Raw genomic sequence first — 25,433 nt, 5'->3', positions numbered from 1 at the left:
TCCTAAAAGAATATAAGATAAATTAAACCAAGTAAAACTAATAAAAAGACGGAATACAATGCTGTCTGTATCTTTCCATTTTGGACCAAGCGAACTTGATTGCCTGTCCAATAGGCTACAGTAGCAACCGTATTAACAAAACCATCTACAATATATTTATCTATCCACACACTTAGCTGTGAGAGGGATAAGACGATAAACTGAATCAAAGAAACGAAAGCGTCAACGATGTGACGATCAAACCAATAACAGAACTGCGCTAATTTTAATATGCCATTCACAAAGACTGCTTGGTAAAATTCGTTGATATAACCCTGGTTGAAAGCGGCTTTTAATGCCTGGCTAGCGGGGTTTAACGGGTATTTATTTTGTACATACCATTTCCAGCCGATGATCCAGCCAATAACCGAACCAAGGAGCAGTATTGCAGGGATAATAAGGTGTGCACTATGGCTTGGTGCAAAAGCATATTCATCCAATAAAAGGCCGTCCATCAACCAGGAATCGTGATACGAAAACGGATTGAAAGAAAACAGTGGAAATAAGCAGAATAGTCCCAAAACAAACATGGGGATCAACATGGTCTTTGGGGCTTCATGTAGTGGATGATCCAGTAGTTTGCCCTGAAGCTGTTTCAACAGTCTGAACTCTCCAAAAAAGGCTTTAAAGAGCAGACGACCGATGTAGAAAGCCGTTAAAATACTTACTAGAATTAAAATCGCGGGGATGATAAGGTATAAGTTACCTTTTGAAAGAGCCCATTCAAAGGAAGAGATGACGATACTGTCTTTGGATAGATAACCTGAAGTCAAAGGGAATCCTGCAAGTGCTAGCGAAGCTATACACATCAGCACGAAGGTTTTTGGCATATATTGACGTAGCCCGCCCATATTCCGTAAATCCTGCGGATCAAAGTCCAATTGGCTATGTGCTTTGAGATGGTCCATTTCATGAATGACAGCTCCTGCTGAAAGAAACAACAGGCACTTAAAGAAAGCATGCGTAGTCAGATGAAATAAAGCAGCATCCCATGTTCCAATGCCAATGCCAACCATCATAAAACCAAGCTGCGATATGGTCGAAAAAGCAAGAATACGTTTGATGTCGTATTGGCCAAGCGCGAAGTATGCGGCCAAAGCAGCGGTTATTGTACCGATGATGGCAATAAATAATAAGGCAGATTCATTAAATAATGGAAATACAGTTGCCAGCAGAAATACACCGGCAGCAACCATGGTCGCAGCGTGAATCAACGAGGATACTGATGTAGGGCCTTCCATCGCATCAGGAAGCCATACATGTAATGGAAATTGTGCAGATTTAGCCATCGCTGCCAAGAAGAAGGCTAAGCCTGCAATGGTAAGCCAAATCTGAGGTAAGCTATTGACTGGAGATATCCATAATCCTTGGGCGATTGTGGATTGATAAATTAAGCCATTGTCTCCAAAGAGATCGATTAAATTGAGGGTTTTGAACTGTGTAAATAGGATCGCAAGCCCAATTAGAAAACCGAGGTCGCCGATGCGATTGACCAAAAATGCTTTTTTATTGGCTTGTACAGCTGTTTCACGTGTGAACCAGAAGCCGATGAGGAGATACGATGCAAAACCGACTAATTCCCAAAAAACATACATCAATAGGAGGCTGTCCATAATAACCAATCCCAACATCGCAAAACAGAATAAGCTGAGATACATCCAATAGCGGTGAATACCTGAATCGTCCTGCATATAGGCTCTGGAATATATATGTACAGGTAGGGCAACGGTCGGTACCAAAAAAAGCATCAACGTGCTCAAATTGTTCAGCAGGATACCAACTTTAAATGATGTTTCACCAATAGTGAACCAGCTTACTTGAATTGATACCGCCGGATTATTCCATATGGAGAACCAGGTCAACCCTCCAGCGATAAAACTGAGGATGATAGCCGTGAGAGAAACTAGGCCCGACTGATCGCGTTTGCCTGCTATTGCTTGATATAGGAATGCCACTAATGGTGCCACCAAGGTAAGCAGCGCGGTCAGAAGGGGCGATATGTGAACAAATTGATCCAATGTTTACTTGTCTTTTAATTGGTTTATCTCATCCGGATTAATGGTTTTGTAATGCCGATAGACATTTAATACGATAGCCAATCCAACGGCGACTGCGGCCGCTGCAAGAACGATGGCAAATAATGCGAAAATTTGCCCACCATAACTCAGTTTATCGTATTTTCCAAAGGCCACAAAGTTCAGGATAGCGGCATTGATCATCAACTCAATACCGACCAAAATCATAATTGCATTTTTCTTGGAAAGAACGGTATAAAGACCAATGCAAAAGATGCAGGCACTGACAACTAAAAAATGGGTCAGTGTAATCATATCGTACGCTCCTTTCTGGATAAATGTGATGCTCCTATCAAGGCCATCATCAAAAACACGGATATAATTTCAAATGGCAATACATAAAAAGTCATAAAACGCAATCCAATTTGATGAATATTGTTGTCTGTTGCGACAATCTCGGTATTATTTTCTCTAGCTTGTAAAATCCACGTAGGTGGGGCTTGTTGCCATTCAATAATGCCGTATATCATCAGGAACAGGAAACCACATACCACTGGAATAGTTTGCCATGTGGGCATGCTTAAGAAGGAACCGCTGCTATCTTGAAGATCTTTCAAAAGTTCTTTGTTGGAGAGCATAAAGGCAAACAACATCAGGATGAGTACACCTCCAACATAGACCATAATTTGTGTAATAGCCACAAAATCAGCTAAAGCAAATAAGTAGAGTCCTGCCATCGCAAATAGCACAATAAAAAACAGGAACAATGCACGTGCAATATTTTTCAGATTGACAAGTAAAAGTGCTGAACCGATTGCTAGGGTGGCAAAGGCGTAGAATAAAATACTTTCCATCTTTTATTTTTGCTTTGCTGCCTCCTTTTCAGCTTGAAACTTGGTCCATTCTGCTTTTCGTTGTGCGACCTCGCTATCGGTCATATCTGAAAATCCATAGATAAGGTCAGTCAGTTTTTGCGAGCTGCGGTCATATTCGTTGGTCATGGTAATACATTCCGTCGGACATACGACAGTGCATAGTCCACAATACATACATTTGGCCATATCGATGTTGAATTTGGCCGGGTATAGTCTTTTAACGCTACCATCTGAGGTTTTTCCAATCGCTTCCGGTGATTTGATAGCTTCGATTTCGATGCAGTCGACGGGACAAGCCTTTGCGCATAGGTCACAGACAATACAGTCATCGATATCGACTTGTAATTGATAGCGGGCAACTTCGGGGATAGGCATTTTTTCACGCGGATACTGTACCGTGACAATACCTTCCTGTTGATCAAAGTAATTGTCTTTCTTGATATTCAATTCCGTTCGCGAACGCCGGGCACCAAACAAGTGCTTAACAGTCAAAGATAAACCCTTGATTGCCGTACGAAATGCATGCGAAGCCGTTTTAAATATCATATCCTATGCTATAACTAAAATTCGCCAAATTGCAGAGATGGCCATACAAAGAAAAGCCAGCGGTGTCAATACTTTCCAACATAAACTCATCAGCTGGTCTGCACGTAACCGTGGTAATGTCCATCGAATCCACATTTGGATACCAACAATAAATAATGATTTGGCTAATGTCCAAAATATTCCCCACACTAAACCTGTGGTCCAATCGGCCAAGCGTATTGCACCTATGTTTGGTAATGGTGTATTCCAAGCGCCTAAGAAGAGAACAACTCCCAACATCGATACCAAAAACATCATGGCATACTCCGCCAAAAAGATAAAGGCAAATTGTATCCCGCCGTACTCCGTATGAAAGCCTCCGACCAATTCAGATTCGGCTTCCGGGATATCAAAGGGAGCACGATTACACTCGGCAAGGGTAGCAATAAAGAATATGATGTAGGTGATAATCAAATGTGGAGCCTGAAAGATGTTCCAGGCGAAGAGGCCTCCGATCTCATTGACTTCCCAAAAACCTAAGAATTTAATGCTTCCATTAGTTAGGACTCCTTGTCCAATGGCGATTTCATTCAAATTTAGGGTCTGGGTCAGCATAACGACCGTAATCAGCGAAAGGCCTACCGGTATTTCATAGGATACCATCTGTGCAATGGCACGCATGGAACCCAATAAAGAATATTTGTTGTTAGATCCCCAACCTGCCATTAAAATACCCAAAGCATCAATGGAGATGATGGCCATAATAAAGAACAAGCCTGTATGTGTATCCGCAGGGATAAAATCTTTGGCCCAGGAATAACGGCAAAACCTGTAAATACAGCAACGAAAATAACGATAGGAGCAACTCTAAAGAGTATTTTATCGGCCGATGAGGGGGTAATTAATTCTTTTTGTAATAATTTGAGAATGTCGGCAATCGTTTGGAGACTGCCATACTTTCCTGTTTCCATCGGTCCTAGACGATCTTGTACAAATCCCGCGATCTTACGCTCGGCATATACTGCAAATAAGGTAAAGGCTGCTATAAAAGTGAAAATAGCAATGGGAACCAAGATATGTAGTATTGTTTCTAACAAGTCTTATTTATAATGATTTTTAATAAGAGACCAATGAATACGCAAACTTAACGAAAAACAGGGAATTTAGATAAGGAAAAATTAAAATATACTTAACAAGTAGATTATCGTGACAATAACGTAACGACGGTGCATCCGATAGTGTTCGAGTGGGTGGTTTCGGACAGCTGTAAAGTTCTCCATGTTGGTTGGGGTAGAAATAAAAAAAGCATCCCCGAGGGATGCTTTTTAAGGATATAAATCGAAATCGGATTAGCGATTTGAAAATTCAACGTAGTCGCGTTCTGTGTGGCCAACGTATACTTGTCTAGGACGACCGATAGGCTCTTTGTTTTCACGCATTTCTTTCCATTGTGCAATCCATCCTGGTAGACGGCCTAAAGCAAATAATACGGTAAACATATCTGCTTTGAAACCTAATGCGCGGTAGATGATACCTGAATAGAAGTCAACATTCGGATAAAGTTTTCTGTCGATGAAGTATTGGTCATTCAATGCTGCTTCTTCGAGTCTTTTAGCGATATCCAATACCGGATCTTGAACGCCTAATTTTTCCAAGATGTCATCACATGCTTTTTTGATGATCTTAGCACGAGGGTCGAAGTTTTTGTAAACGCGGTGACCGAATCCCATCAGACGGAAAGGGTCGTTTTTGTCTTTTGCTTTAGCAAGATATTTTTCAGCATCACCACCATCATTTTTAATGGCCTCCAACATCTCGATTACAGCTTGGTTTGCACCACCATGTAATGGTCCCCATAATGCATTGATACCCGATGCAACAGATGCATAAAGGTTTGCATTGGATGAACCAACGATGCGAACAGTAGATGTTGAACAGTTTTGCTCATGATCAGCATGTAAAATCAACAATTTGTGCATGGCGTCAATCACCACAGGATCGAATGTTTTTTCATCATTCACTTCTCCAAACAGCATGTTTAGGAAGTTGTCAATGTAACCAAGGTTGTTTTTTGGATAAACGACAGGATGACCCAATGATTTCTTTTGAATCCAGGAAACGATCGTTGGCATTTTTGCCAAAAGATTGATGATCGTTTGATCCTCTTCTTCGTCAGTTAAGTTAGGATTTAAAGATTCTGGGTAAAATGCCGATAATGCGCCTACTAAACACGAAAGTTGGCCCATTGGGTGAGATTTGGATGGGAATCCAGCGAAGAAGTTTTTCATGTCTTCGTGAATCATCATTTGCTTTTTGATGTCAGCTCTGAATTTTTCCAATACCTCTTTTTTGGGAAGTTCTCCATAAATCAACAAATAAGCAACTTCCAAGAAAGTCGATTTCTCTGCCAATTGTTCAATTGGATATCCTCTATATCTCAATATGCCTTTTTCACCGTCAAGGAAAGTAATCGCACTTTTCGTTGCACCTGTATTTTTGTATCCTGGGTCTAACGTAATAAATCCGCTTAGATCTCTTAATTTCGAAATATCAACTGCTTTTTCATTTTCAGTACCGACAATGACCGGAAGGTCATACGAAGTGCCGTCTAAATTTATAGATGCTTTATCTGACATGTTTATATATTATCTTATATCTGATTTGTTATGCTAATCTCACAAATTTAACTATTTGATATTTAAAATTGAAAGTTCTTTTGGAATTAAAATGACATGACTGCGTCATTTTGGATAATATTCACGAATTATTTACTTAAATAAGCAAATAATTTATTCAAATTTAACATTATCTTATTCTGCAAAAATATCAATCTATTTTTCGTTGCGCAACCTTTCCATTGTCTTCGTAGTTGCCGTGTTTGCCCGATCCGAAAAAAGGTAGTATGACAAAACAAACCAGAATAATGGACGTTAGTGTCAGAATTCCTGTAGTCCACAATATTTTGCTGAAGTTTTCCGCCTCCAATAGCTTAATACCCCAAAGTCCCAAAAGGAAATAGGTGGCAACGAAAAGGATCACCAGGGTGAATAATATGCCGAATATATATTTCATAGCTGAATTAATTTATGGGTTGTGAATGGATTGACCTCAGTATATTGAGCTGAATCGTACCGATTTACATTTTAAAATATCTCATGGGATAGCTATCACTTTTAAGGTTGAATCTCCCGTAATACACTAGATTTTATTGAGAATCTGTTTTTTTAATGTGTCGAATTCTTCTTGGGTAATGATATTCTCACGAAGCAGCAGCTGTAGCTTTTGGAGTTTCTCGACAAAGTCACCCTCTTGCTGAATATGATCTTTGATCTCCTCTTTTTGAAGGTCGAATTGCTTTCCGAGTTCCATACCGACTCCCAGTTGTGCACCTACACCAGCAATTCCGCCTTCATTTTTAGCTGCGTCGCGTAGTGCCCGTAATTTTTCTAATTCAACATAGCTCAGACCTGCCTGTAGCGCTGCTTGATTTTGTGTGCTTAAATCGGCGATTTCTCCAATTCTTCGTTGTGTATTGGCATCAAATTGAGTTCCTAGGATTTTGAAATCCGTAATGTCGAGACCAAGGTCATTAAAGTCTTGTGTAACCGCGGTCTTGATGTCGTTGGAAAGTAATCCCAGTTGACTGTCAATCTCATTGTAACCCAGTTTCTTTTGTGCAATCTGCGCGATAATTTGTTGGGGGATCCGATTATTGATGATGTCTTGAATAACAGCTGTGTTAACCGTATTTTGATTCGCCACAATGTTTTTATAGAAATGTACAGGTTCCTTGATGAGGTAAGAGAACGTACCATTCAAGCCGATTTCTATCGGTAAATTGTAATGGGGGTCGATATATTTAATAGGTGTTCCCGTTCCCCAAGATTGATTGACAATAGCGGCTGTACGGAAAAAGTAAATGTAGAGCTTATGTTCTGATTCAAAATTTTGCCGCAAACGTGCTAAAGTAGTAAAGAATGGATGGTTGTCCGTTTTCAGATTGTATGTGCCTGCCTCGGTCAGCAAGTTTTCACCTTTTCCTTCGTAGACGAGGATGCAGCCCTGCCCTGGAGCAAGGATCAGCTTACTGGAATTTTTGATCTCATTCCTTTCAGATGGAAATTTATACCATAATATTCGGGGATCCTGGTTTTTCCACTCAATGACCTCAGAAAGCTGGTTGTTAAAAAGATTAAATAGTCCCATAGTGTTTAATTTAGTGTGTCGAATTTGGGGTTATACCCTTCAAACTTGTTGATTTGTTTGCCATTATTATCAAAATAATAATAATTGCTCCCGTCTTTTACAATAAAACCATCCTTTAACAGGCATCCATTTCCATAAATGGACTTTAGGTCTGTGCTGATCGTTTTTTGTATGGCCCCCGTTGTTATATCCAGCAACTGGATCTGTAAGGGGTCGTCCTCAGCAGGTGTCGGCTTATACGCAATGAGAAGTGTTTTGTCATTTTGAGCAACCACTACGGGCTGGAAGTAAAGTCTGCCCGGTGTAAAGTCTTTGAAACTGATCAGACGGGCTCCTTTAAATTGCCATGGATTTATCAAGACCTTTTTGTATGGATCGCGGTCGGTAAAAATACCTGATCCGCCGTAATCCTTATCCCAGGAAAAGCGTGGGCTATCTTTGGGAAATCCATATTGATATTGGTAGCTGTACTGGATTAACTGAATTTTTTCTTCTGGGTAATAACTTGATTTACTTGAAAAGGTGAATTCCGTTTTTGTTGTTGGGTTGGGCAGCTTTTTCCTTCTTTCATCGTACAGTTGTTTATCGGGAATAGATTTGTTAATTAAGGGGTAATAAGCTAGGTTTTGTCCTTCATTGTTGACAATCTGATAGGCAGAGCCATAGTCTTCGTATTTAAATTCAACTTTAGCGATGCCTGTGCTTAAAGATGGAGCATCTTTTACATAGTTCTCTAGAACACTTTTATAAGTGAGTGTATTTCTGTCCAGCTGATAAATATATTTGGATTTGACGATGATATAAAGATGCTGATCTTCAAATACCTGAAGTTTGACGTCGCTGCTCGACAGTTCGACGGGAGTTTCCATCAAAGTCTTAACCCATTCTTTCTTACCAGTTTTTGGGTCGAAGAGCCCAATATAAACCTTATTGTCCTTGCCTTCGTCCATTCGCCCCCTGAAGGTTCCGACATTACCGACGACGACGATATGTGGCGTATTATCTTTATCCAAAAATAGCGTGTTACTTGCGTAATTCCATTCCAGCGGTTGGGCTTCTTCTTTTTTCTCTGCTGTATTGGAAGTGCTGTAAGTTGAATAATTAGACGCTGGCTTTTTGGAAAATAGAGCACTTAGGGCTCCAATGACAAACATCAGCGCAATAAAGCCCACAACAGCAAATAATACAATCCGTATTGCTTTATATTGATCTTGGTTGTTGCGTGGGTAGTTATAGTTGTGGTTGATATTGATGTCATCACTATCCAGAAAAAATTCTGTTCCACAACTATCGCATTTGTAATAATCGGGGCGTAGTGTGGTGATTTTTATACTACCACAATGCGGACATTTGATCGCTTTGATATTTTTGGCCATTTATCTTTCTTGTATTTGTTTAAACCATCTCCTTTTGGAGTGAACGGTGCGACTGATTGCTATCAATTTCACACAGCGAAAACTCCTGTTTTTTCCATTGATGAAGCGATTTATGAATGAATTTAGAATTAAAATAAACGTATAACAAATTTTTTGCCAGCTAACTTATATTCGTCGGATTTGAGTTTAAATGCGCAGGAAATGAGCTATTTCTTTTTTTTAAGGGGTTACAAAGTCCCTATTTGCGTGAAGATCACAAAGGCAATAAAAAATATTTTTGGTATTTACGAATTATTCGTAGATTAGTAGTGGATTAGAAAAAGGAAGATAAAGATATGGAAAAATTAACAGCACAGGAAGAGCAGGCAATGCAATCGATTTGGAGCCTCAATGGAGGTTTTATAAAAGAGATCTTGGATAATGTAAAAGGTGAGAAGATGCCTTATACGACTTTGGCTTCGACAGTAAAAAATCTGGAGCGCAAGGCTTTTGTGAAGGCAGTACGCTACGCCAATGCCAAACGCTATGAGCCGATGGTGAGTGAGGAAGATTATAAGGCTAAGTTTATGAATTCCTTTGTGGGCGATTATTTCAAAAATTCCTATAAGGAAATGGTTTCCTTTTTTGTACAGGAAGAAAAACTGACCGCCGATGAGTTAAAGGAGATTATGGACATGATTAAGCATAATAAATCTTAATCGCATGGAAAGTCTACTAACCTATATTATACAAGTCAATCTGTTGTTGGGTATTATCTATCTGGGATATATCGGACTGTTGAAAGGCTTGACATTCTATTTTTTAAATAGAGCCTACTTCTTAGTAGGGGGGCTATTTGCTTTCCTGTATCCATTTTTGGATTTAAAGTCTTTGTTTGTACAGCGCGGATTGAATATGGGGGTCGTAGGCGAGCAAATTTCGCTTTATATGATGGAACCGGAGGTTCAACAGCAGCTGACATTAGGGAGGTTGGTGGAAATCATATTTATGGCCGGTGCTGTTTTATTGTTATTAAAATTTGTATTTCAATTATTGAGTTTATTGCGAATTCATCTGAATTCGAGGTCCGATCAATGGCGGACGTATCTATTTCGGAATGTACTGATTCCTATTGTTCCGTTTTCGTTTTTGAATAAAATCTATGTCAACAAAGACCAGCATCTGGATGCTGAGCTAAAAGATATTTTTAAGCATGAGGATATTCATGTGAAAGGCCTTCACAGTTTGGATATTTTATTGTTTGAAATGATATTGGTGTGTTGTTGGTACAATCCTTTCGTCTGGCTCATGCGCAGGGCCATTCGCCAAAATTTGGAGTTCTTGACTGATCAACAGGTTCTCGATAAAGGAATTGACAAGCAGACGTACCAATACAGCCTATTGAATGTGTCCAAAAAGGGCACTTCAGTAGGATTGAGCAATCAATTTAATTTTAAACTTTTAAAACGTCGTATTATGATGATGAACAAGAAGCGATCATCGAAAATAGAGCTTAGTAAATACGCCTTTCTTTTACCCATATTTTTGTTGACGGGAGCAGCATTTACAGTAAGTAAAGCGGAGGGTAGTATTGAGGGGGTCGTTGAGAAGGCAAATGAAACTGTATTACCTATTCCGTTGCCAACAGTTGATTTAAGATCTCAGACAGATCAATCAAATATGAAGGCTACTTCGTTAACGGATACTTTGGCTAAAGCACATCAAGTGGAGACAAAAGATTTTACGGAAATCAAGAGATCCGCTATTGATTTCTCTAAAGATCAAAAGTATTTTGTGGATAATAAATTGGTCTCTAAAGCAGAGTTTTTGGCTATTCCTGAAGGAAAACTGGCAAAGTACTGGTTTTCGAATGATAGTGATCTGATCAAGTATCGGACGAAGTCTTCAATTGATATTGCTGGCGGAGCAGTTTTGGCCAATACTGTCGAGATGCAACAACATTCGGATATAGCGCAAAAGAAATTGCGCTGTGTTATGAATGGTATTGTGCAGGAAAAAACGTTTACTGTAGATGATATCGATCCAAATGCTATAGCGTCAGTCTCGGTATTACAGGGTAAGGCTGCTATTGATAAGTATGGTGAAGATGTTGGGAAAGATGGCATCCTTGAAGTGGAATTGAAAGAAGGAGCTCATATTGGTAAAGACGCGACTAGATTGAAAGGAAATACTATTGGGATAGAGGTTCGTGCCAATGCAGACCCTAGAAGTGAACCGCTTTATATTGTGGAAGGAAAGGAAGTTAATTCAACCATTATGTCTGCCATTCCGGGGACGGAAATCCAATCGATTGATGTGATTAAAAATAATGCTGCATCAATATATGGTGAAAAAGGGAAGAACGGAGTTATTCTTGTTAAGTTGAAGAAAAATGGTTCACCAAAGATCACAAATCAGACCCTTACTTTTACTTATGATAAAAAAGAAGATGCAGGTAACGTTGACAAGATGAAGGTGAATGGAAACCTCTCGGAAGTTGTTGTAATGGGTTATAAAAAAGAAGATGCGAACGAACCCGAGCTCAAGGGCCGAGCGCAGGGAATCCCTGGAAATATCATCCGATTGACAGATGATGGATCTGGAAAAGTCGCTGCCCGTAATATTAAATTTCGCAGAGTTCATGGAGCTAAGGGCAATCCACTATTTGTTGTCGACGGAGAAATTGCCGCAGACAAAAAAATCAAAGATTTGGATCCGAATACAATTGATAACATTACGATCTTAAAAGATCAAAATGCTACTGCACTATATGGTGATCAGGCGGATAATGGCGTCATCATTGTGAACACCAAGTCTTATGTAAAGGAACACCCTGAAATATCTTCTGATGTAAAGGACCGTCTATCGGGAAAAGTGAGAAAAGTAATTAAGACTGAGTTGGGGAAGGAACAAGGTGAAGCGATTAAGAAATAGACAAGGTCGATACAATAAAAGCACAAGAGTTACACAGGAAAAAGCCGATATATTCGGCTTTTTCTGACTTATTTTGTATTCAGATTTGTCATCGTCAGCTCGATGCCGATATTGATAAAACTCTGGATCATTTTAACAGAATGGTCAATTAAAGCCGGTAGTTCAGCTTGTTCCTCTTTGTCAAAAGGACCTAGTACATAATCGACTTGTCTACCTTTTGGGTAATTATCGCCAATACCGAAACGTAAGCGCGGATAAACCTGTCCGCCACAAAGCTGTTCTATGGATTTAAGTCCGTTATGACCGGCGCTGCTTCCTTTGGGTTTCATGCGTAGCGAGCCAAATGGAATGGCCAGATCATCTACAATCACCAATACATTCTGAATTGGAACTTTGCATTGTTGCATGTAGTAGTTGACGGCCTTGCCACTTAGGTTCATGTAAGTTGTAGGTTTAATCACAGTAACATTGTGCCCCCGTTGCTTAAATTCGCTATAGTAGGCCAACTTGAGCAAGGAGAAACTGGCGCCAGCCTGTTTAACCAGCTCGTCGGCAACCATAAAACCAATATTATGTCGTGTATCGGCATATTCACTGCCAATGTTGCCTAATCCAACGATAAGATAATTCATGCTGCAAAAATAGAAATTTAATAAACAAAAAAAGCACCGAATTTCGGTGCTTTCTGTAGTATTTTAAAATCTTGCTCAGATTATTTTTTACCACCTTTAGATGCTTTAGCAGCTTCTTGTTCAGCTTGACGCAATGCACGAGACATGATTACTGATACGATTGTATCATCAGCATTGTTCAATACTTTTTGCGTTTTCCAATTGAATTTGACCTACACGAACTGATTTACCAACTTCTAAAGATTCCATTGGTACGGCAATTTCTTTGTGGCAAGTTTGCTGGTAATGCTTTTACGCGTAAATTACGTAATTTTTGAACTAATTTACCCCCCATTTTAACACCTGGAGAAGTTCCTGTTAATTTGATAGGGATATTCAATGATACTTCTTTATCATCAAATAATTCTAAAAAGTCAACGTGTGTAACTAAATCAGTTAATGGGTGGAATTGTGCGTCTTGAACGATAGCTCTTTTAGTTTGACCGTCAATGTTTAATTCAACAATGATTACGTCTGCAGTGTAAAGAACTGGTTTCAAATCAGCTGCGGATACAGAAAGAGCTGTTTTGCTCTGTACCACCGTAAAGTACTGCTGGTACTAAACCTTGGTAACGCAATTCTTTTGCATCTCTTTTTCCCTACGTTCTGTCTTACAGAACCGCTAATAGCAATTGATTTCATCTTTTAATTTTTTATAAATTTGAGGTGCAAAGATAATCTAATTTCTGATATTATCAAAAAAATACGATTGTTATTGGTTCGAGAACAGGCACTTATTCAAGGTCCTTAATCTTTCCATGTCTATGAACAGACCTATTCAACGCTACTTGGTTTAGCCTAATATATGATCAAATTAATATCAACCCTTATATTTAAAAACCGGTATAGAGCTCGTTTAACAGGGAAATAACAGGGGGTTAATAGGGGTTTACCCCTATTAACCCCCTGTTATTTCCCTGTTATCCCCTTGTAATCCCCCTTTAAATCCCCTGCTAATATAGGAATTGAGATAAATCAATTGTTAACTTGTGTACGAGATAAAAAAGCTATAAAAAAAAAGACCTTGGCCACTGAGCTGAATGCTTTTCTGTACCAAGGTCCAATATCTAGGATCTAAAACGCAAAGATTATTCTACTTCAAATAAATCAGAGATTGAAGAGTGTTGATTTACACTGGTGATTGCTTTTGCAAATAAATCAGCCGTTGATAATACTTTAATTTTAGTCGATTGTTTTGCTTTTTCTGGATCCAATTGAATGGTATCTGTTACGATCATTTCTGACAATACCGAGTTTTCAATTGTTTCATATGCCTTTCCGGATAACACTGCATGTGTACAAACGGCTCTTACGGATTTTGCACCATTTTCCATGATAAGTGCTGCTGCTTTTGAAAGTGTACCAGCAGTATCACAGATGTCATCGATCAAAACAACGTCCTGACCTGTTACGTCACCGATGATAGACATCGATTCGATTTCGTTTGCACGTTTACGACGTTTGTCACAGATAATAACTTCTGCATTGAAAAATTTAGCAAAGGTACGCGCTCTGTATGAGCCACCCATATCTGGGGAAGCAATCGTTAGGTTCGGAAGTTTTAACGATTTGATGTAAGGGACAAAAATGATAGAACCATCCAAATGGTCAACAGGGATATCGAAAAAACCTTGGATTTGTGCTGCGTGTAGGTCCATTGTCATGATACGGTGGATACCAGCTGCAGTCAACAGATTGGCGATCATTTTTGCGCCAATAGCAACTCTTGGTTTGTCTTTTCGATCTTGTCTTGCGAAACCAAAGTAAGGGACTACCGCTGTGATATAATGCGCTGAAGCTCTCTTCGCTGCATCTGTCATCAATAATAATTCAAAAAGATTGTCGGTAGGTTGGTTGGTAGATTGGATGATGAATACATCACTTCCGCGAACTGATTCATTGTAGAATGGTTGAATCTCACCGTCGCTAAACGCGATAATGTTTTGTCTCCTAGTGGTTTCCCGTAAGATTGTGCGATTTTTTCGGCTAGTTCTGTAGTGCCAGAACCTGCAAATAGTTTAACCGTGTTGAATTGCAAAGGCATGGTTTTGTATATTTATGTTGGGTTATTGTATTGTCGTTTATTCAATATTTTTATTCCCTTACTGTTTTTTAAAGTTAAACATTAAAAAAAATGGATTGTTTTCACAATCCATATACCTTAACTTTAAAAGTTGTCCGACCTGGATTCGAACCAAGACAAACAGAACCAAAAACTGTCGTACTACCCTTATACTATCGGACAATGTCTCTAAAAAGTCAACGTTTCCGCTTTTCTCTTTTTGACGACGCAAAGATAGAGATTTGTTTTAAAAATCAAAATGTAAATTTAAAAAAATCTAAACCCTTTTATAAATAATAAGCCTTGCATATAACGCAGAAAAGGCTTGCATTTGCAAGCCTTTTCTATTGTTTGTTGTCCGACCTGGATTCGAACCAAGACAAACAGAACCAAAAACTGTTGTACTACCCTTATACTATCGGACAAACAATTCAAAAGTGATTGCTATCGTGATGATGTCGTTCACATTTGATGATGCAAATATACGGACTATTCTTATTTCTGCAAATAAAAATGAACTCAAAAGTGTATTAGGGCTGATTTTCAAAGAAATAATTTTTGTTTGCTCCTGAAAATTCAGTGTGCTAACCTTTTTTTTCGGTAAGGAGATCCCATCAACACGTTGTAAAGTGTACAAGTATACTTGGACGTGCTTTCTTTGTCGCCAATATTAGATCGCGTAATGAAATTTTTTCAATTAATATGTGTTAAAAAATCAGAATAAAGTTCATTTCTTATTAACTTATCCTTATTTTCGAGCCGTATTATAATACTTTTTACAGTTATCATTTTATGAACTATACTAAAATCAACAATCTTTTAGGATGGATATGTGCGCTAATAGCAACATTAGCGTATGTCATGACTGCCGAACGATCGACGAGCTGGTGGGACTGTGGCGAGTTTATCGCTTCAGCCTTTAAACTTCAAATTGTGCACCAGCCAGGAGCACCTTTATTCTTAATGATTCAAAATATATTCTCAAACCTTGCCGGTGGAGATGTTACACGAATTGCGTTCTGGATGAATGTAGGATCGGCGGTATGTAGTGGTCTGACCATTTTGTTTTTATTTTGGACAATTACAGCTTTAGCAAAGAAAATCGTTGTAAAGGGTGTTGATGGATCATATACATCAACCGATTTAATCAAAATATTCGGCTCGGGCGCTGTTGGTGCATTGGCTTATGCATTTACGGATACCTTTTGGTTCTCAGCGGTAGAGTCCGAAGTATATGCCATGTCTTCTTTATGTACGGCGGTTGTATTTTGGGGAATTCTAAAATGGGAAAACCACGCCGATGAAGCTGGTTCAGATCGTTGGTTGATCTTTATCGCTTACGTGATGGGGCTTTCTATAGGTGTTCACTTATTGAACCTTTTGGTGATCCCGGCAATAGCTTTGGTGATCTATTTTAAACGTTCGAAAACAGTCACGTCATCAGGAGCCATCAAAGCTTTCTTGATCGGTGTCGTTGTTTTGGCGCTCATTTTATGGGGTATCATTCAATACACCGTTAAAGCGGCAGCCTATTTTGACCTGTTCTTTGTGAATAGTCTGGGAATGGGCTTCGGTACTGGATTTAACTTATTCATGATTTTAGCGGTGGCTCTTTTCGTATATGGTATCTGGTATTCAATCAAAAAGGTCAAACCGATGCTAAATCTGATCTTGATCAGTGCAGCATTTATCATTTTTGGTTATAGCTCTTTTGCCATGATTATGGTACGTGCAAAAGCAAATCCGACGTTAAATAACAGTGATCCAGATAATGCATTTTCTTTTGTAAGTTATCTTGGTCGTGAGCAATATGCAAGTGAGCCTCTTTTAAACGGACCTACATTTGATGCGCAGGTAGTTGATGCCGAGCCGACGTATACGTACAGAAAAGACAAGGACAAGTATACAAAAGTGGAGAACGGCATGGATTATAAATACGATAAAACCATGTTTTTTCCGCGTGTCTACAGTTCACGAGATCAGGGACATATTGAATATTATCGTGATTACTTAAAAATCCCGGAAGGACAGTCGCCGACTTTTGGCGATAACCTGAAATTCTTTTTCAGTTATCAGATTGGACACATGTACGGACGTTATTTCTTATGGAATTTTGCAGGCCGTCAGAATGACCAACAAGGTCAAGGATCATTCACAGAAGGTAATTGGATTTCAGGTGCTAAACCTGTAGACCAAATGCATGTCGGTGGACAAAATGCCATTCCAGATTCATTGAAGACTGATCCTTCGAATAACAAATATTATTTCTTGCCTTTGATCATCGGTCTAATCGGTGCCTTTTGGCATTTTGGAAAGAGACAACGTGATGCGGGAATTGTGGGGTTGTTGTTTTTCTTTACAGGATTAGCAATTGTTTTATATTTAAATCAAAGTCCGCTTCAACCGCGGGAACGTGACTATGCGTATGCAGGTTCTTTTTATGCCTTTGCCATCTGGATCGGGCTTGGGGTTTTCGCTATCGCGGATTATTTAAGCAAAAAAGTGGATGGTAAAGTAGCGGCCGGTGCTGCTACAGTTGCTTGTTTATTGGGTGCTCCGGTATTGCTGGGCTTCCAAAACTGGGATGATCACGATCGTTCGGAGAAAACAACTGCACGTGATTTAGCGAAAAACTATTTAGCATCTTGTGCACCGAATGCGATTTTATTTACTTACGGCGATAATGATACCTATCCTTTGTGGTATGTACAGGAAGTTGAAAATTATCGTCCAGATGTACGCGTGGTGAACTTAAGTTTATTGAGTTCGGACTGGTATATGCGCCAGATGAAGCAAAAAGTGAATCAGGCCGAAGGTTTACCGATCAATATCGATGACGAAAAATTCAAAAAAGGCGTTCGAGAAGTGCTTTATTATCAGGATATGAAGGTTCCCGGACATGTGGATCTGGATTTGATCATGCAGATTTTATTGTCTGACGACCAGAAGAACAAATTGGAATTGAGAGGTGGTAAGTTTGAAAACTTCTTGCCAACCAAAAACTTTAGCCTTCCGGTGAATAAAGAATCTGTTCTGAAAAATAATGTCGTTCCTAAAGCTTGGCAAGAATCTATTGTCGATACCATGAGCTGGACCTACAATAGAAATTATATCTCTAGGGCAGAATTATCAATCTTAAACGTATTGTTGAATAACGATTGGAAACGTCCAATTTATTTTGCGGCAACAGTTCCAAATGATAACTACCTTGGTTTAGATAAATATCTGGTCCAAGAGGGCTTTGCACTGCGTTTAATGCCGATTGCAACTCCTGCCGGGGCGGAAGGTACATTGGTTGATACACAGTCTGCTTATAAAGACATTACTACGAAATACCAATGGGGTAATATGGCACATGCTTCTTACCTGGATCCTGAATCTTACCGCATGATTACCATGATTACAAATACGGTAATGGGCGGTACAGCGACACAGTTGATGATGGAAGGTCATAAGGATGAGGCGCGTAAAGTCGCTGTTGAAACCTTTGAGAAAATGCCAAAACGTGTTTATTTGATGCGTGATATTTTAGGCTATATTCCAATTGTCAATGTGTTGTATGAAACTGGTGAAACGAAGCGTGCAAATGAAATCGTAAACCGTAATCTGAAGTTTATGACCCAAAACATGCGTTGGTATCAGGATATTGCACAAACGAAGCCTGAGCTGGAATATTCAAATATAGGTACAGCATTACGTGCTTTGGGTGCCTATAAGAGTATCTTGGCCTCTACCTCGGAAAAACAATTGCTACAGCAAGTGACCGATTTAGAAAAATCGTATAAACAACAGTATGGTGTTGAGTAACAATTAGAGACATCATTTTAACCGAAGGAGCTGCCCTTTACTACAGGTATTCGAAAGGAAAAACACTTTTTGATGCGATGTAGGAAAGGGCGGCTTTTTTTTGATTATTTTTTCTTAGCTTAACACCATATAAAACCAACCTTAAGTTATGATGAAACGTCAATTAAAATTGTGGGATGCAGTTATGCTGGTCATGGGGTCGATGATCGGAAGCGGTATTTTTATTGTATCGAGTGATATGATGCGGCAGCTGGGATCCGGATATTGGTTGGCGATAGTTTGGTTATTGACCGCATTAGCAACTGTTGCGGCGGCAATCTGCTATGGCGAATTGTCGTCTATGTATCCGAAGGCTGGGGGACAATATACCTATCTGACAGAAATATTTGGGAAGCCAATTGGCTTTTTATATGGCTGGAGTTTATTTACAGTTATTCAAACGGGAACGATAGCAGCTGTAGCTGTAGCCTTTGGTAAGTTTACAGCCTACCTTATTCCGCAGTTAAATGATGCAGCGCCGCTATTTCAGCGTGGAGAGTTTAAGATTACCTGGATACAGATTGTCGCTATGGGTGTTATTATTCTCCTGACCTTTATCAATACAAGAGGGATCAAGAGTGGAAAAGCTGTTCAATCTTTCTTTACTTCAGCAAAAATCATTGCGCTGGTTTTACTGATTTTAGGCGGTCTGTTCTTGATTAAGGAAAATCATTTTTCAGAAAATATGGCTTATGGCTGGGATTCTTTTCAAAATTTGAAAGGTGCTGGCTGGTCGCAGATCTCGGGGGGCGTACTGATGGGGGCATTAGCTGCTGCAATGGTAGGTTCGGTATTTAGTAGTGTGGCCTGGGAAAATGTAACGTTTGTTTCCGGAGAGATTGTCAATCCGCAGCGTAATGTTGTTCGGGCATTGGTTATCGGGACGAGCTTGGTGATGTTGCTCTATATAAGCTGTAATTACATTTACCTAGCGGCATTAAATAGAGAGGAAATTGCTTTTGCGGCAAATGATCGTGTTGCCATAGCGGCGGCTGAAAAAATATTAGGACATACGGGCACGATAGCGATGGCGATTCTGGTTATGATCTCGACCTTTGGCTGTGTTAATGGACTTGCGCTGTCCGGAGCGCGTGTTTTTCAGACCATGGCAAAAGATGGATTGTTTCTGAAGCAGGCGATTCCCAATAACAAATATGATGTGCCCGCACGATCGTTATGGCTTCAGGGAATCTGGGCTTCCTTACTTTGCCTGAGCGGACAATATGGCAATTTACTGGATATGATATCTTTTGTTATTGTTATATTCTATATGATTACAGTGCTGGGCGTTATTATTCAACGTATCCGGAGACCGGATTTGGAACGTTCCTACAAAACCTTCCTCTTTCCGATTACACCAATCTTGTACCTGTTGATAGGTACCGTATTTTGTGTATTATTAATTATCTATAAGCCACAATATACCTGGCCAGGCTTTATACTTGTATTAATCGGTGTACCAGTGTATTTTTTTGCACGGAATAATAAACGTGCCGAGCTAGATGAATAGTCGCTACCTATAGCATTTCGATGTTATGGAATTTGCTGTAAATGGTTGGCAATGCGTATTGTATATAACTTCAAAATCTGGTAATGTGCTGGAATAATGGCTTTGTAAATTTCCCGGAAAGGAAGATAATCTTTGTTTAAATCACTTTTTGTTATTGTGCCAGTTGGATGCAAATATTGAAATTAATTGCCCTTCAAGGCTTCGTTTTTGTTAAAAAAAGTGTAGCTTTGCTCAAACATTCCCATAATGAAACAGTCGATTTTATTAGACGGACCAAAATTTCAAATCACAATTCAAAGACTATGTCGTCAATTGATTGAGAATCACGGTGATTTTTCAAATGCTGTCGTCATAGGTATTCAACCCCGAGGAACTTTCTTAGCGAGACGCATCGTCAAAGAGCTTGAACAAATGATCGGAAAAGAGATTTTAGTTGGCGATTTGGATATTACCTTTTATCGCGATGACTTCCGTACGAAAGGGAATACTGGTCCAATCTTAGCAAATAGCACAAATATCAATTTTATTGTAGAAGGTAAAGAGGTGATCTTTATAGATGATGTCTTATGGACAGGACGTACTATTCGTGCGGCAATGGATGCTGTGCAGGCATTTGGCCGTGCAAGAAGAATAGAATTGCTTGTTTTGGTCGATCGCCGGTTTTCTAGACAGATCCCTATTCAGCCCGATTATATCGGAATACAGGTAGATTCTATTGATTCACAAAAAGTAATTGTTAACTGGAAAGAATCAGAGGATCAGGATAGTATTATCTTGATTACAGAAAAGAAGGCGTCAGCTAGGGATTAATAGCGGTGTCATGACGATACTGAAGGTTATTGTTGACCTTTGGAAACAGGCACTTTCAATAAAACCTTCATGACTTCGCAGACGCCAACAGCAATGAAAGCAAACTGAAGGTTCTTTCTGGCCAATAAGATCAGACACTTTCAGAAAAAAAATGATTAGTAAATATTTGAATATACTATAAAATGTCATCTGTAGCAGAACAATTAAGTACCCGCCATTTATTGGGGATCAAAGATCTAAATGAGAACGATATCCAATTGATCCTGGATACAGCAAGTAATTTCAAAGAGGTATTAAATAGGCCAATTAAAAAGGTTCCGTCATTACGGGATATTACGATTGCCAACGTGTTTTTTGAAAATTCTACACGTACACGCTTGTCTTTTGAACTAGCTGAAAAGAGGCTTTCTGCGGATATCGTGAATTTTGCAGCATCCTCCTCTTCCGTAAGTAAGGGGGAGACACTCATCGATACGGTGAACAATATTCTGGCCATGAAGGTTGATATGATTGTAATGCGACATCCCTATGCTGGGGCTGGGGTATTTCTAAGTAAACATGTTGATGCACAGATTGTCAATGCAGGTGACGGAGCACATGAACACCCTACACAAGCTTTGCTTGATTCATTTTCAATTCGTGAACGCTATGGCGATGTAGCTGGTCGTAAAGTAGCTATTGTTGGGGATATCACACATTCACGCGTTGCCTTGTCGAATATCTTATGTCTTCAAAAGCAAGGTGCTGAAGTGATGGTTTGTGGTCCGACCACATTAATTCCTAAACATATTACCTCATTGGGTGTAAAGGTAGAGCATGATTTGAGAAAAGCGCTGAACTGGTGCGATGTTGCAAATATGTTACGGATTCAATTGGAGCGTCAGGATATTGCCTATTTCCCTTCCTTAAGAGAATATTCCATGCTATATGGATTGAATAAAGAGATTTTGGATTCTTTAGAGAAGCCAATTACAATTATGCACCCCGGACCAATCAATCGAGGGGTCGAAATCACATCGGATGTCGCGGACAGCGAACATTCAATTATTTTGGATCAGGTTGAAAATGGTGTTGCTGTGCGCATGGCTGTCTTGTATCTACTAGCAGGGCAACGCGGATAGTTGAAATTGGTTTCGCCCTGCGTTAATGCACGTGGGAGACTAAATAACACTGTTTTCTAATGCTACAATAGTATGCCTGACTTTATTTTTTGTCGGGCATATTTTTTGTGCAAAATTTCCGTTATAATACAGGATTATTCACAGATGTTAATAACTTTTGTGTAAAATAGCTCAATTAAAGTATAATTTAGTAATATGAATAAAACTATCTCCCTAAGAAGTGGAGATTTGAATTGATTTTCAATAAATTTGGGGCTATCTTAAAGCCTTTCATGGCTGAGAAGCTTTTGATAAATTCGCCGGTTAAAGCAAATTTATCGCGGGTTGGAGGGAGATTCATTTACATTTGCAGATAAATAACATATTAAGGTTTCACATATTATGTATAAGAAGATTTACCAGGTGGGAGTTGCATTAACCGTTATGGCGACGCCAGCATTAGCGCAACAGACAGAATGGCAACAAATCAACAAGGCGTACAAAACAGGAATGGAATTGTATGAACGCGGAAAATTTAGTTCTGCTTCAGCCCAATTTGACCGTGTTGAAGCTTTGCGGACAAAATCCAACTTGCAATTGGACGAAACAGAGGAACTTTCTTTGTTGAAAGAGAACGTACGGTATTATCAAGCAGTTTGCGCACTGGAATTGGGCGAATCTGATGCCGAAAACCGTTTTCTGAAATACATTAAGGATTTCCCTGTCAGTGCAAATGCTAAAGCAGCTTATTTTCAAATCGGTAAATCCTATTATGCTAAAAAAGATTATGTTAAGGCCTTAGAGTGGTTTAATAAGATCGATAGCAAAAATTTAGCAGGTAAAGAAAATGTAGAATATCGCTTTAAATATGGATACGCTTCCTTTATGACTAAAGACTATAAAACGGCGAAACCATTATTTGAAGGATTGAAAGATCAAAAAACTGAATTTCAGGAAGCTTCCATCTATTATTACGCGTATCTTTCTTACTTAGACGCCGAGTATAAAACGGCGTTGAATGAATTTGAGCGTTTGAATGGATCCAAACAATTCGAAAATAGTTACCCCTATTATATCACTGCTTTGTATTTCTTGGATAAACGCTACGACGATGTATTGGATTATGCATTGCCAATTTTGTCGCGGACAAAACAAGAAAATGAAACAGAGATGTTCCGTATTATAGCGGCAACATACTTTATCAAAGGTGATTTAAAAACATCAAAAGAGTATTACGATAAATTCCAGGCACAAGATCAAGGTAAGACGCAGAATAATCAGGATAGCTACCAAATCGGTTACATCGCTTACAAATTGAAGGATTACGATAAAGCGATCACGGAATTGGAAAAAATGACCGAGCCTGACGCTTATTATCAGTCTGCGATGATTACCCTAGGTGATGCTTTCTTGAAGAAAGGCAATAAGCAATCTGCGCGTAATGCATTTTTCCGGGCTTCGAAATTGGATTTTGATCCGGCAATGCAAGAAGAGGGCTTATTCAACTATGCTAAGCTTTCGTATGAGTTGGAATTCCACCAAGTGGCTTTGGCTTCTACACAAGAATACTTGAAAACGTATCCAAAATCGAAACGTTTGGAGGAAGCGAAAACTTTACTTGCTGAAGTATTGTTGAGTACAAAAAACTACCGCGAAGCAGTTGATATTTTGGAATCTATCCCTAAACGTGGAAAAGAAGCAAACGCAGCTTATCAAAAGGTAACCTACTACAGAGGTTTGGAATATTATAACGAGCGTGCTTTTGAAAATGCAATTTCCCTATTCATGCGCTCCGAAGAGTTCCGTTATGACGAGGAAATTTACGCTTTAGCCACCTATTGGAAAGCGGAAGCCATGTACGAAGTTCGTAAATATGGTGAAGCGGTTACAAATTTCAATAAATTCTTACGCTTGCCGGGAGCTAGCAAAACGGATGTGTATGGCTATGCCAATTATGCGTTAGCCTATGCGGCTTTCCGTAATGGTAACTACAGCACGGCGGCAAATTACTTCGAGCGTTTCTTAGCGTCTGGTGGTTCGAAAGGAATTGAAATGAATACACGTAATGATGCAATTGCACGCTTAGGTGATTCTTATTTCTCTTCGAAAAACTACGGTAGAGCATTAACAGAATACAATAAGTTAATCTCTTCTAAAGCTCCTAGCCAGGATTACGCTTTATTCCAACGTGGTATTATTCAAGGATTACAAGGGGATAACAATGGTAAAATTTCAACATTGAATGCTGTTATTGCGCAATTCCCGAGTTCGAATTATGCCGACGATATTGCTTTTGAGATTCCTTATACACGTTTCTTGATGGGAGAAAGTGATCAGGCAATTGCAGGCCTTCAAACAATGGTTGAAAAATATCCGCGCAGTAGTTATGTGCCACGTGCTTTGGTGACGATTGGTCTGGTTCAATATAATCAAGATAACAATGATGCTGCATTGGCAACTTTCCAACGTGTAGTTGACCAATATGCATCAACAGATGAAGCAAGACAGGCCATGCGTTCCATTGAGAACATCTATTTGGACAAAGGCGATGCAACAGGATATATCAAATATGCAATGGGAACAAATTTAGGTGACGTTTCGAAATCTGAACAAGATTCACGCTCATTCTCGACTGCGACGACTTTATTCTCCAGAGGTAATTATCAAGGGGCGGTGGAAGCTGTAAATGCATATTTCGACAAATTCCCGAAACCAAATCAAGAGAAATATGCACGTTTTGTTCGTGCTGAAAGTAACGCAGCTCTGGGTAATACAGAAGATGCATTACATGATTACAATATTATCTTGAATGACTGGACGTCTCCTTATACAGAACGCACGTTGATTTCGGTTTCCAATTTATATTTGAAACAAAAGAAATATAACGAAGCGACACAGTTGTTGAAAAAACTGGAGCTTACTTCTGAGTATAAGGCTAACTATGGTTTCGCAATCAATAACTTAATGGTCTCTTATTTTCAGATTGGGGATTATAAAGAAGCCTTAAATTATACCAATGCTGTCAAGAATTACGAGAAGTCTTCGGAAGAGGAGATCGCAAATGCCTTCTTGTATGCCGGCAAATGTTATGTGAAGCAGAATAAGAAAACTGAAGCCATGAAAGAATTCAGTTTAGCAGCATTGAAGAGCCGTACCGTCTTCGGTGCAGAAGCAAAATACAATGTTGCAGTGCTTCAATTGGAAAATAAACAATACGATGCTTGTATTAAGACAGCTATGGATCTATCTGATAATTTCTCTTCGTACGAATATTGGGTAGCGAAAAGTTTTATCACTATGGCAGATGCTTATGCAGGTAAGGGGGATACTTTCCAAGCAAAAGCTACACTTGAATCGATTGTGGATAACTATGATGCGAAAGATGATATTTTGCCAGCAGCAAAAGAACGTCTAAATAAATTGAACAACAAAAAGAAATAGGATACAATGAAGAAGTTGCAAAATAGAAACGTGAAGAAATATAC

Annotated in this window: 18 protein-coding genes and 2 pseudogenes; 7 read left to right on the top strand and 13 right to left on the bottom strand. The window is 39.2% G+C overall.

The features are described 5' to 3' along the window. Nucleotides 1-2: 2 nt before the first annotated feature. The 10 genes from DTA23_RS11960 to DTA23_RS11920 form a co-directional block, all read right to left on the bottom strand. Nucleotides 3-2,057 carry an NADH-quinone oxidoreductase subunit 5 family protein gene (locus DTA23_RS11960; protein ID WP_112374869.1) on the bottom strand — a complete coding sequence of 685 codons (2,055 nt, stop codon included), beginning with the start codon at nt 2,055-2,057 and terminating at the stop codon, nt 3-5. A 3-nt stretch (nt 2,058-2,060) separates the two neighbouring features. Continuing rightward, entirely contained in the window at nt 2,061-2,369 is a 309-nt protein-coding gene (gene nuoK / locus DTA23_RS11955; RefSeq protein WP_075994232.1) for an NADH-quinone oxidoreductase subunit NuoK, read from the bottom strand. Continuing rightward, entirely contained in the window at nt 2,366-2,908 is a 543-nt protein-coding gene (locus DTA23_RS11950) for an NADH-quinone oxidoreductase subunit J family protein (RefSeq protein WP_112374868.1), read from the bottom strand. Before DTA23_RS11950 ends, nuoK begins: the two co-directional genes overlap by 4 nt. A 3-nt stretch (nt 2,909-2,911) precedes the next feature. After that, nucleotides 2,912-3,475 (bottom strand): NuoI/complex I 23 kDa subunit family protein, encoded by a 564-nt coding sequence (locus DTA23_RS11945; RefSeq protein ID WP_112374867.1) that lies wholly within the window; start codon nt 3,473-3,475, stop codon nt 2,912-2,914. A 3-nt stretch (nt 3,476-3,478) separates the two neighbouring features. Further along, the gene (locus DTA23_RS11940; protein ID WP_370445099.1) at nt 3,479-4,216 is read right to left on the bottom strand and encodes a complex I subunit 1/NuoH family protein; all 738 of its coding nucleotides are present in this window, start codon (nt 4,214-4,216) and stop codon (nt 3,479-3,481) included. Then, nucleotides 4,180-4,551, bottom strand: a complete 372-nt coding sequence (locus DTA23_RS30400; RefSeq protein ID WP_370445097.1) for an NADH-quinone oxidoreductase subunit H — start codon at nt 4,549-4,551, stop codon at nt 4,180-4,182. The genes DTA23_RS11940 and DTA23_RS30400 overlap by 37 nt, the downstream gene beginning before the upstream one ends. A gap of 252 nt (nt 4,552-4,803) precedes the next feature. After that, nucleotides 4,804-6,090, bottom strand: a complete 1,287-nt coding sequence (locus DTA23_RS11935; RefSeq protein ID WP_046672763.1) for a citrate synthase — start codon at nt 6,088-6,090, stop codon at nt 4,804-4,806. A gap of 190 nt (nt 6,091-6,280) precedes the next feature. Next, the gene (locus DTA23_RS11930; protein ID WP_112374866.1) at nt 6,281-6,526 is read right to left on the bottom strand and encodes a hypothetical protein; all 246 of its coding nucleotides are present in this window, start codon (nt 6,524-6,526) and stop codon (nt 6,281-6,283) included. A 126-nt stretch (nt 6,527-6,652) separates the two neighbouring features. Then, a complete protein-coding gene (locus DTA23_RS11925) occupies nt 6,653-7,660 on the bottom strand; it encodes an SPFH domain-containing protein (protein ID WP_112374865.1) in 1,008 nt (335 codons plus the stop codon). 5 nt (nt 7,661-7,665) lie between these two features. Continuing rightward, nucleotides 7,666-9,036 carry a hypothetical protein gene (locus DTA23_RS11920; protein ID WP_112374864.1) on the bottom strand — a complete coding sequence of 457 codons (1,371 nt, stop codon included), beginning with the start codon at nt 9,034-9,036 and terminating at the stop codon, nt 7,666-7,668. A 335-nt stretch (nt 9,037-9,371) separates the two neighbouring features. Here DTA23_RS11920 and DTA23_RS11915 point away from each other — a divergent pair, with 335 nt between their 5' ends. Both DTA23_RS11915 and DTA23_RS11910 read left to right on the top strand, forming a co-directional pair. Continuing rightward, nucleotides 9,372-9,734, top strand: coding sequence for a BlaI/MecI/CopY family transcriptional regulator (locus tag DTA23_RS11915; protein ID WP_046672759.1), 363 nt, complete (start codon nt 9,372-9,374; stop codon nt 9,732-9,734). Nucleotides 9,735-9,738: 4 nt separating this feature from the next. Then, nucleotides 9,739-11,949, top strand: coding sequence for a M56 family metallopeptidase (locus DTA23_RS11910; RefSeq protein WP_112374863.1), 2,211 nt, complete (start codon nt 9,739-9,741; stop codon nt 11,947-11,949). Nucleotides 11,950-12,017: 68 nt separating this feature from the next. Here DTA23_RS11910 and pth read toward each other — a convergent pair whose 3' ends face one another. From pth to DTA23_RS11895, 3 genes and pseudogenes are all read right to left on the bottom strand, one after another. Beyond that, nucleotides 12,018-12,581, bottom strand: coding sequence for an aminoacyl-tRNA hydrolase (pth, locus tag DTA23_RS11905; protein ID WP_070561240.1), 564 nt, complete (start codon nt 12,579-12,581; stop codon nt 12,018-12,020). Between the two features lie 80 nt (nt 12,582-12,661). Further along, a pseudogene (locus tag DTA23_RS11900) lies at nt 12,662-13,262 on the bottom strand (50S ribosomal protein L25/general stress protein Ctc). Between the two features lie 446 nt (nt 13,263-13,708). Further along, nucleotides 13,709-14,664 (bottom strand): annotated as a pseudogene (locus tag DTA23_RS11895) (ribose-phosphate pyrophosphokinase). A gap of 810 nt (nt 14,665-15,474) precedes the next feature. Between DTA23_RS11895 and DTA23_RS11875 the strand changes: the two are divergent. From DTA23_RS11875 to DTA23_RS11855, 5 genes are all read left to right on the top strand, one after another. Then, nucleotides 15,475-18,489 carry a glycosyltransferase family 117 protein gene (locus DTA23_RS11875; RefSeq protein WP_112374862.1) on the top strand — a complete coding sequence of 1,005 codons (3,015 nt, stop codon included), beginning with the start codon at nt 15,475-15,477 and terminating at the stop codon, nt 18,487-18,489. A 148-nt stretch (nt 18,490-18,637) separates the two neighbouring features. Further along, complete coding sequence (locus DTA23_RS11870; RefSeq protein ID WP_236560287.1) at nt 18,638-20,038, top strand: APC family permease; 1,401 nt, start codon at nt 18,638-18,640, stop codon at nt 20,036-20,038. 246 nt (nt 20,039-20,284) lie between these two features. After that, the gene (gene pyrR / locus DTA23_RS11865) at nt 20,285-20,848 is read left to right on the top strand and encodes a bifunctional pyr operon transcriptional regulator/uracil phosphoribosyltransferase PyrR (protein WP_112374861.1); all 564 of its coding nucleotides are present in this window, start codon (nt 20,285-20,287) and stop codon (nt 20,846-20,848) included. Between the two features lie 182 nt (nt 20,849-21,030). Next, nucleotides 21,031-21,969, top strand: coding sequence for an aspartate carbamoyltransferase catalytic subunit (locus tag DTA23_RS11860; protein ID WP_046672752.1), 939 nt, complete (start codon nt 21,031-21,033; stop codon nt 21,967-21,969). Nucleotides 21,970-22,350: 381 nt separating this feature from the next. Continuing rightward, entirely contained in the window at nt 22,351-25,389 is a 3,039-nt protein-coding gene (locus DTA23_RS11855) for a tetratricopeptide repeat protein (RefSeq protein ID WP_112374860.1), read from the top strand. Nucleotides 25,390-25,433 lie beyond the last annotated feature (44 nt).

Origin of the sequence: Sphingobacterium multivorum, assembly GCF_900457465.1 — a bacterium.
Lineage (GTDB): Bacteria > Bacteroidota > Bacteroidia > Sphingobacteriales > Sphingobacteriaceae > Sphingobacterium > Sphingobacterium multivorum.
This window is presented reverse-complemented; position numbering and strand designations above follow the sequence as displayed.

Coding starts and splice junctions, on each gene's coding strand:
- nuoK (WP_075994232.1), bottom strand. CDS start 2,369: ATGATTACACTGACCCATTTTTTAGTTGTCAGTGCCTGCATCTTTTGC.
- DTA23_RS11950 (WP_112374868.1), bottom strand. CDS start 2,908: ATGGAAAGTATTTTATTCTACGCCTTTGCCACCCTAGCAATCGGTTCA.
- DTA23_RS11945 (WP_112374867.1), bottom strand. CDS start 3,475: ATGATATTTAAAACGGCTTCGCATGCATTTCGTACGGCAATCAAGGGT.
- DTA23_RS11940 (WP_370445099.1), bottom strand. CDS start 4,216: ATGGCCATCATCTCCATTGATGCTTTGGGTATTTTAATGGCAGGTTGG.
- DTA23_RS11935 (WP_046672763.1), bottom strand. CDS start 6,090: ATGTCAGATAAAGCATCTATAAATTTAGACGGCACTTCGTATGACCTT.
- DTA23_RS11930 (WP_112374866.1), bottom strand. CDS start 6,526: ATGAAATATATATTCGGCATATTATTCACCCTGGTGATCCTTTTCGTT.
- DTA23_RS11925 (WP_112374865.1), bottom strand. CDS start 7,660: ATGGGACTATTTAATCTTTTTAACAACCAGCTTTCTGAGGTCATTGAG.
- DTA23_RS11920 (WP_112374864.1), bottom strand. CDS start 9,036: ATGGCCAAAAATATCAAAGCGATCAAATGTCCGCATTGTGGTAGTATA.
- DTA23_RS11915 (WP_046672759.1), top strand. CDS start 9,372: ATGGAAAAATTAACAGCACAGGAAGAGCAGGCAATGCAATCGATTTGG.
- DTA23_RS11910 (WP_112374863.1), top strand. CDS start 9,739: ATGGAAAGTCTACTAACCTATATTATACAAGTCAATCTGTTGTTGGGT.
- pth (WP_070561240.1), bottom strand. CDS start 12,581: ATGAATTATCTTATCGTTGGATTAGGCAACATTGGCAGTGAATATGCC.
- DTA23_RS11875 (WP_112374862.1), top strand. CDS start 15,475: ATGAACTATACTAAAATCAACAATCTTTTAGGATGGATATGTGCGCTA.
- DTA23_RS11870 (WP_236560287.1), top strand. CDS start 18,638: ATGATGAAACGTCAATTAAAATTGTGGGATGCAGTTATGCTGGTCATG.
- pyrR (WP_112374861.1), top strand. CDS start 20,285: ATGAAACAGTCGATTTTATTAGACGGACCAAAATTTCAAATCACAATT.
- DTA23_RS11860 (WP_046672752.1), top strand. CDS start 21,031: ATGTCATCTGTAGCAGAACAATTAAGTACCCGCCATTTATTGGGGATC.
- DTA23_RS11855 (WP_112374860.1), top strand. CDS start 22,351: ATGTATAAGAAGATTTACCAGGTGGGAGTTGCATTAACCGTTATGGCG.